This window comes from Oscillibacter sp. (assembly GCF_032018205.1).
In the GTDB taxonomy this organism is placed as follows: domain Bacteria; phylum Bacillota; class Clostridia; order Oscillospirales; family Oscillospiraceae; genus Oscillibacter.
Genome location: NZ_DALZOY010000008.1, coordinates 126,358 through 132,999 on the forward strand (window position 1 = coordinate 126,358; position 6,642 = coordinate 132,999).

Genomic DNA, 6,642 nt, shown 5'->3' on the forward strand with positions numbered 1-6,642 from the left:
GAAAACTGGTCCTTGCGCCATCAGCCCCAGAGGGCGGAGAGGGCGGGAATCACCTGCTTTTTCCGGGACATGACGTGAGGCAGAAAGACGCTGCCGTTTTCCGTCTTGGCGTTGAACGCCTGCTGGATGGTCTGCTCGTCCCCGGCGAAGAAGAGGCGGCTGCCCTCCTGCAAAACGTCGGTCAGCATCAGGATGGCCAAGTCATAGTGCTTTTCCGTGCGCATCCGGTGCAGAGATTCCGCAAACTCCTCCCTCCGGGCCAAAAACTGCCCGGAATCCGCGCAGGTGATCTGGGACACGCCAAGGTCGTGCCCGGCGATATGGAATTCCTTAAAGTCCGTCATTAAAAGCTCTTCCGCCGTGTGAGTTTCACCGCTGGAGACGGAGAAAATCATGTGGCCCAGTTCATCTAAGGAAATCTTAGCAAGACGGGCCATGCGGTTTGCCATGTCAATGTCCCGCTGGGTGCAGGTGGGGGATTTGAACATAACCGTGTCGGAGAGAATGGCTGCGGCCATCAGTCCCGCCATTTTCTCCGAGGGCATCAGGCCCCGGTCCTGATACATTCCCGCCACAATGGTGGTGGTGCTGCCCACCGGCTCATTGCGAACATAGATGGGATTTCCGGTCTGAATGTCCGCCAGACGGTGGTGGTCGATAATTTCCAGAATCTCCGCCTGCTCAAGTCCGCGGACAGCCTGAGCGGCTTCGTTGTGGTCCACCAGAACCACCCGTTTGCGGGCGGGACGCAGCAGGTGGAAGCGGGACAGGGTTCCCACTACCTTTTCTTCATCGTCCAGAATGGGATAGCAGCGGAAGCGGCTTTTCAAAACCGTTTCCCGCACGTCGTCGATATAATCGTCCAGATGGAAGCAGACAAGGTCTTCTGTTTTACAGATGCGGTTTACCGGCAGGGAAAGGCAGATCAGCCGCACCGTGCGGTATGCGTCATAGGGCGTGGAGATCAGGCATGTCTCCGTCTCCATGGCCCGCAGCTCCTCGCTTACCTCCGACTGGCACACGATCAGGCACTGGACCCCCAGCTCCATAGCGTAGCGAATCATGTCCGGCTGGTCGCCGCACACGACAATGCTGTCCTTCGCGTCAAACATCAAGTTTTTGCGGGAGGAGGGAAGGGCAATGGTCACCTCGCCGGAGATGGTGTCCACCTGCTCGCCGGCCTTGTTGAGCACCTTGCCCTCCAAAACGGATAAAAGATTGTACAGGGGAATGTTGCTGACATGAGGATTGCGGACGGAGGAGATATCATAGGAGGCGATGTCTCCGGAGGAGAGCATTCCATACAGCGTCCCGTCCTCATTGGTCACAGGAATGGCTTTGGTGTTGGCGTCCTGATGAATCACGCGCCACGCCCGGCTGACGGTAACGCCGGCGCTGAGCAGCGGCGGCGTGTCATAGGAGAGGTCGTCTACCTGGGTCCGCACGTTTTTCAGCAGCATGGGCGGCTCAAAGCCAAAGCGGTCCAGCACGGCCTGGGTTTCATCGTTTACTCTGCCGAGGCACGCCGCCGTGTATTCCCGGTCCCCCAGAGAATTGCGCAGGGCGGCATAAGCCATGGCGGAGACAATGGAGTCCGTGTCGGGGTTGCGGTGCCCGGTGACATAGATGGTGTCCATGCAAATATTCCTTTCAGTTTACGGGCGCTTTGGCCCGGTTAAATTGATGATGGTTTCATTGTACTATATCCCCTCCGGGGTTACAAGAAAAACCGCACGCAAACCTTTATAAAGAATCTTCGCGGAAATTGGAACAAAATATAAAATTTCACTTGACATTGGGGAACATATCTTGTATCATAATTGAGCGCGCAAAGGGCGAACTATGCCAAAAACGCGCAAACTGCGATGAACCGGGAGATTGCGGGGCTTGCCCCGGTAACTTTCGGGGAGTATGTCCGATGATCGGGCGGCTGAGAAGGAATCTGCACGTTGCGTAGATCGCTGCGCCATGTTTGGATACCGGCCGTATTGCGCCGGTATTTTTCATGAGCGAGAATGATACGCACGGATAAGCGTACAGAAAAACTTCCCGCCGTACACAGTTTTCGGAACAACAAAAAACTATGTACGAAATTCAGGAGGAAACAACTTATGGCAGCACAGAAGCAAATGATTCGCATTCGTCTGAAGGCCTATGACCATCAGGTCATCGACCAGAGCGCAGAGAAGATTGTCGAGACCGCTAAGCGCACCGGCGCTGAAGTCTCCGGCCCCATCCCTCTGCCCACCCGGAAAGAGGTCGTCACCATCCTGCGGGCCGTCCACAAGTACAAGGACAGCCGCGAACAGTTTGAGCGCCGCACCCACAAGCGCCTCATCGACATCACCCGCTCCACCCCCAAGACCGTGGAAGCGCTGATGGCTCTGGAGCTGCCCGCGGGCGTTGAGATTGAGATCAAGCTGTAAGACCCTTTCCCACATTTAATTCGTTGCTCACCCATTGTCTGCCAACTTGCGGGGCGGACGGGTCATGTCGGCAGAGCAATGCGGCGCGGCCGTATCTAAGCCGACCAATAACCTTTAAGGAGGAACATACATGAAAGCAATCATCGGCAAAAAGGTCGGCATGAGCCAGATCTTTGATGAGAACGGTCACGTGATTCCCGTCACCGTGATCGAGGCCGGTCCCTGCGTGGTCACTATGAAGAAGACCACGGAGAGAGACGGCTATGAGACTGTCCAGTTGGGCTATGAAGATGTGGTCGAGCGTAAGCTCACCAAGCCTGAGATGGGCCATCTTACCAAGGCGGGCGTGGGCCCCAAGAAGCACCTGCGTGAGTTCAATTTGGAAAACGGCGCCGAGATGAACGTGGGCGACCTTGTGAAGGCCGACGTGTTCAAGGCAGGCGACTTCGTGGACGTGACCGGCACCAGCAAGGGCCACGGCTTTGCGGGCGTTATCAAGCGCCACGGCGCACACCGTACGCCCACCAGCCACGGCGGCGGCCCCGTGCACCGTCACGCGGGTTCCATGGGCTCTTCTTCCGATCCCTCCAAGATTTTCAAGGGGAAGATCGGCGCGGGTCACATGGGCGTGGATCAGGTCACTGTGCAGAACCTGACCGTTGTGAAGGTGGACCCGGAGCTGAATATGCTCGTGGTCTGCGGCGCGATTCCCGGCCCCAAGGGCAGCCTTGTCACCGTGAAGACCACCGTGAAGACGCACCGGGCCAAGAATGTGGAGACCGGCATCAGCCACAACCCGCAGAAGGCTTCCGGCCGCAACCCGCAGAAGGCTTCCGCGAGAAGCAAGTGAGAAAGGGGTGCTTAGAATATGCCTAATGTTGAAGTTTTGAATATGTCCGGCGCAAAAGTCGGCGAGGTCACTCTGAGCGACGCCGTCTTTGGCATCGAGCCGAATGGGGCTGTCGTCCACGAGGCCGTAAAGAATCACCTGGCCAACTGCCGGCAGGGCACCCAGAGCGCCCTGACCCGCGCCGAGGTTTCCGGCGGCGGCAGAAAGCCCTGGCGTCAGAAGGGAACCGGTCATGCCCGTCAGGGCTCCACCCGTTCTCCCCAGTGGACCCACGGCGGCATCGTGTTTGCCCCCAAGCCCCGGGATTACAGCTATGTCCTGAACAAGAAGATCAAGCGCTTGGCGCTGAAGTCTGTTTTGTCCGCCAAGGCAGCGGACGGCGAGATCATCGTGGTGGACTCCATTAAGATGGACGCCATCAAGACCGCTGACTTCCGCAAGTTCCTGGACGCCGTCAAGGCGGACGGCAAGTCCATGGTCATCGTCCCTGAGAAGGACGACGTCGTGGTCAAGAGCGCCCGGAATCTTCCCGGCGTGTCCACCACCACCGCCACCATTCTGAGCGTCTATGACATTCTCAATGCCAAGAAGTTGGTCATTGACCAGACTGCGCTCGCCAAAATCGAGGAGGTGTTCGCGTAATGGCCACCAGTTACGATATCGTGATCCGCCCGATCATCACCGAGCGCGCCATGGGCGCCGTCGCCGACAAGAAATATGTCTTCGAGGTCGCCAAGGAAGCCGGTAAGATCGAGATTAAAAAGGCCGTTGAGGAGATCTTCGGCGTGAAGGTCAAAAGCGTGAACACGCTGACCGTTCCGGGCAAAGAGAAGCGCCGCGGCGCGGGCCGTCCCGGCAAGACCAAGACCTGGAAGAAGGCCTATGTCCAGCTTACCGACGAATCCAAGACCATCGAGTTCTTCGAGGGGATGGTCTAAGACCGGAACCGATATAACTGTAAGGAGTGTTAAGCGATGTCTATTAAATCTTATAAGCCGACGACGCCTTCCAGAAGACAGATGACGGTTTCCGGTTTCGACGGTCTTGACAAGAAAGCCAAGCCCGAGCCCAGCCTCACCGAGTCTCTGAAGAAGTCTTCCGGCCGCAACAGCTACGGCCGCATCACCGTCCGCCATCGCGGCGGCGGCAACAAGCGCAAGTACCGCATCATCGACTTCAAGCGCGACAAGCAGGGAAGCGCCACCGTCCTGCGTCTGGAGTACGATCCCAACCGCAGCGCCAACATCGCCCTCATCCAGTATGAGGACGGCGAGAAGCGCTACATCCTGGCTCCCGTTGGCATGAAGTCCGGCCACAAGATCATGACCGGACCCGACGCCGACATTCTGCCGGGCAACGCGCTGCCCATCGAGAAGATCCCCGTGGGTACCATTATCCACAACATTGAGCTTCATCCCGGCAACGGCGCCCAGCTGGTGCGCTCCGCCGGTACCTCCGCCCAGTTGATGGCCAAGGAGGGCAAGGACGCTCAGATTCGTATGCCCTCCGGCGAGGTGCGCATTGTGCGGATCAACTGCATGGCCACTATCGGCCAAGTGGGCAACATTGACCACGAGAACATCAACATCGGCAAGGCCGGACGCAAGCGCCACATGGGCTGGCGCCCCACGGTCCGTGGTTCCGTCATGAACCCCAACGACCATCCCCACGGCGGCGGCGAGGGCCGCGCACCTGTTGGCCGCCCCGGCCCTGTGACGCCTTGGGGCAAGCCCGCCATGGGTTACAAGACCCGCAAGGGCAAGAACCCCACCAGCAAATTTATCGTTAAGCGCCGGAACGAGAAGTAAGGAGGCAAGTAGATTATGAGCAGATCTGTCAAAAAAGGCCCGTATGTTGCCCCTGAGCTTCTCAAGCGGGTTGAAGCAATGAACGAGAAGAACGAAAAGCAGGTGCTGAAGACCTGGAGCCGTAGCTCCACCATCTTCCCCGCTTTCGTGGGTCATACCATCGCCGTGCACGACGGGCGCAAGCACGTGCCCGTCTATGTTCAGGAAGACATGGTGGGTCACAAGCTGGGCGAGTTCGCCCCCACCCGGACCTTCCGCGGCCATGCAAAGAAAAACTGATAAAGGAGGATGCGAAATATGGAAAACAATGAAGCAAAAGCATTTCTGCGCTATGTCCGCATCGCTCCCCGCAAGATTCAGATCGTCTGCGATCTGATCCGCGGCAAAGATGTGGGCACCGCCATGGCGATTCTGATGCAGACCCCCAAGGCTGCGTCCGAGCCTCTGATGAAGCTTCTCAAGAGCGCCGCCGCAAACGCGGAGAACAACTTCGCCATGGACCCCAGCAAGCTGTACGTCAGTCAGGTCTTCGCTACCCCCGGCCCCATCCTCAAGCGGATGATGCCCCGGGCGCAGGGCCGCGCGTACCGCATCAACAAGAGAAGCTCTCACGTCACGCTGGCCGTGACGGAAAAGGCATAAGGGAGGAGACAGTTTTTTATGGGACAGAAAGTTAATCCCCACGGCATGCGCGTGGGCGTCATCAAAGACTGGGATTCCCGTTGGTATGCCAGTGATGAGAAGGTCGGCGACCTGATCGTCGAGGATCAGAAAATCCGCAAATACCTGAAGAAGACCCTGTACGGTGCTGGCGTTCCCAAGATTGAGATTGAGCGCAGCAACGACACAGTCACCATTTTCCTGCACTGCGCCCGTCCGGGCGTGGTCATCGGTAAGGGCGGCGAGCAGATCGAGCAGTATCGTCTGGCCGTTGAGAAGATGACCGGCAAGAAGGTGAAGCTGAACATCGTCGAGGTGCGCAACCCCGACATGGATGCCCAGCTTGTGGCAGAGAACATTGCCCAGCAGCTTGAAAAGCGCATCTCTCACCGTCGCGCTATGAAAAATTCCATGGCCCGCGCCATGCGCGCCGGCGCCAAGGGAATCAAGTGCTGCTGCTCCGGTCGTTTGGGCGGCCGCGAGATTGCGGGCGTTGAGCACTATCACGAGGGTACCATTCCCCTGCAGACCATCCGCGCCGACATTGATTATGGCTTCGCGGAGGCTGCCACCACCTTCGGCCGCATCGGCGTGAAGGTTTGGGTGTATAAGGGAGAGGTCCTTTCTCAGACTCTGCGTACCACTCCCCGCACCATGGATACTACGAAGCCTTATCAGGAGCGTCGTGAGCGTCGGCCTCGCCGTGATGGCGACTTCCGTGGCGGCGACCGTCGGCCTGGCGGCTTCAACCGTGGTCCCGGCGGACAGGGTGGCGGCTTCAACCGTGGTCCCGCAGGCGGACAGGGCGGCGGCTTCAACCGTGGCCCCGCAGGCGGACAGGGCGGCGGCTTCAACCGTGGTCCCGCAGGCGGACAGGGCGGCGGCTTCAACCGTGGCC

Annotated in this window: 9 protein-coding genes; 8 read left to right on the forward strand and 1 reads right to left on the reverse strand. The window is 58.6% G+C overall.

All coding sequences use genetic code 11. The features are described 5' to 3' along the window. Window positions 1-20: 20 nt before the first annotated feature. Window positions 21-1,637, reverse strand: coding sequence for a putative manganese-dependent inorganic diphosphatase (locus RTU96_RS08270; RefSeq protein WP_312636055.1), 1,617 nt, complete (start codon window positions 1,635-1,637; stop codon window positions 21-23). Between the two features lie 474 nt (window positions 1,638-2,111). Here RTU96_RS08270 and rpsJ point away from each other — a divergent pair, with 474 nt between their 5' ends. From rpsJ to rpsC, 8 genes are all read left to right on the forward strand, one after another. Then, on the forward strand, window positions 2,112-2,426 hold the full coding sequence (gene rpsJ, locus RTU96_RS08275) for a 30S ribosomal protein S10 (RefSeq protein ID WP_312281728.1): 315 nt from the start codon (window positions 2,112-2,114) through the stop codon (window positions 2,424-2,426). Between the two features lie 130 nt (window positions 2,427-2,556). Beyond that, entirely contained in the window at window positions 2,557-3,276 is a 720-nt protein-coding gene (rplC, locus tag RTU96_RS08280; protein ID WP_312636057.1) for a 50S ribosomal protein L3, read from the forward strand. A gap of 18 nt (window positions 3,277-3,294) precedes the next feature. Next, window positions 3,295-3,918: a 50S ribosomal protein L4 gene (rplD, locus tag RTU96_RS08285; protein ID WP_294856699.1), complete on the forward strand. Its 624-nt coding sequence runs from the start codon at window positions 3,295-3,297 to the stop codon at window positions 3,916-3,918. Then, on the forward strand, window positions 3,918-4,214 hold the full coding sequence (gene rplW, locus RTU96_RS08290; RefSeq protein ID WP_294856698.1) for a 50S ribosomal protein L23: 297 nt from the start codon (window positions 3,918-3,920) through the stop codon (window positions 4,212-4,214). The genes rplD and rplW overlap by 1 nt, the downstream gene beginning before the upstream one ends. Before the next feature lie 36 nt (window positions 4,215-4,250). Beyond that, a complete protein-coding gene (gene rplB, locus RTU96_RS08295) occupies window positions 4,251-5,084 on the forward strand; it encodes a 50S ribosomal protein L2 (protein WP_312159819.1) in 834 nt (277 codons plus the stop codon). A 15-nt stretch (window positions 5,085-5,099) separates the two neighbouring features. Continuing rightward, window positions 5,100-5,363, forward strand: a complete 264-nt coding sequence (gene rpsS, locus RTU96_RS08300; protein ID WP_294856696.1) for a 30S ribosomal protein S19 — start codon at window positions 5,100-5,102, stop codon at window positions 5,361-5,363. Window positions 5,364-5,381: 18 nt separating this feature from the next. Next, window positions 5,382-5,726, forward strand: a complete 345-nt coding sequence (gene rplV, locus RTU96_RS08305; RefSeq protein WP_312636058.1) for a 50S ribosomal protein L22 — start codon at window positions 5,382-5,384, stop codon at window positions 5,724-5,726. A gap of 18 nt (window positions 5,727-5,744) precedes the next feature. Further along, the coding region (gene rpsC, locus RTU96_RS08310) for a 30S ribosomal protein S3 (RefSeq protein ID WP_312636060.1) at window positions 5,745-6,642 on the forward strand (898 nt) is incomplete at its 3' end.

Excerpts from the sequence above, each read along its gene's own strand:
- rpsS (WP_294856696.1), top strand. The coding sequence starts at position 5,100 with ATGAGCAGATCTGTCAAAAAAGGCCCGTATGTTGCCCCTGAGCTTCTC.
- rplD (WP_294856699.1), top strand. The coding sequence starts at position 3,295 with ATGCCTAATGTTGAAGTTTTGAATATGTCCGGCGCAAAAGTCGGCGAG.
- rplB (WP_312159819.1), top strand. The coding sequence starts at position 4,251 with ATGTCTATTAAATCTTATAAGCCGACGACGCCTTCCAGAAGACAGATG.
- rplW (WP_294856698.1), top strand. The coding sequence starts at position 3,918 with ATGGCCACCAGTTACGATATCGTGATCCGCCCGATCATCACCGAGCGC.
- rplV (WP_312636058.1), top strand. The coding sequence starts at position 5,382 with ATGGAAAACAATGAAGCAAAAGCATTTCTGCGCTATGTCCGCATCGCT.
- RTU96_RS08270 (WP_312636055.1), bottom strand. The coding sequence starts at position 1,637 with ATGGACACCATCTATGTCACCGGGCACCGCAACCCCGACACGGACTCC.
- rplC (WP_312636057.1), top strand. The coding sequence starts at position 2,557 with ATGAAAGCAATCATCGGCAAAAAGGTCGGCATGAGCCAGATCTTTGAT.
- rpsJ (WP_312281728.1), top strand. The coding sequence starts at position 2,112 with ATGGCAGCACAGAAGCAAATGATTCGCATTCGTCTGAAGGCCTATGAC.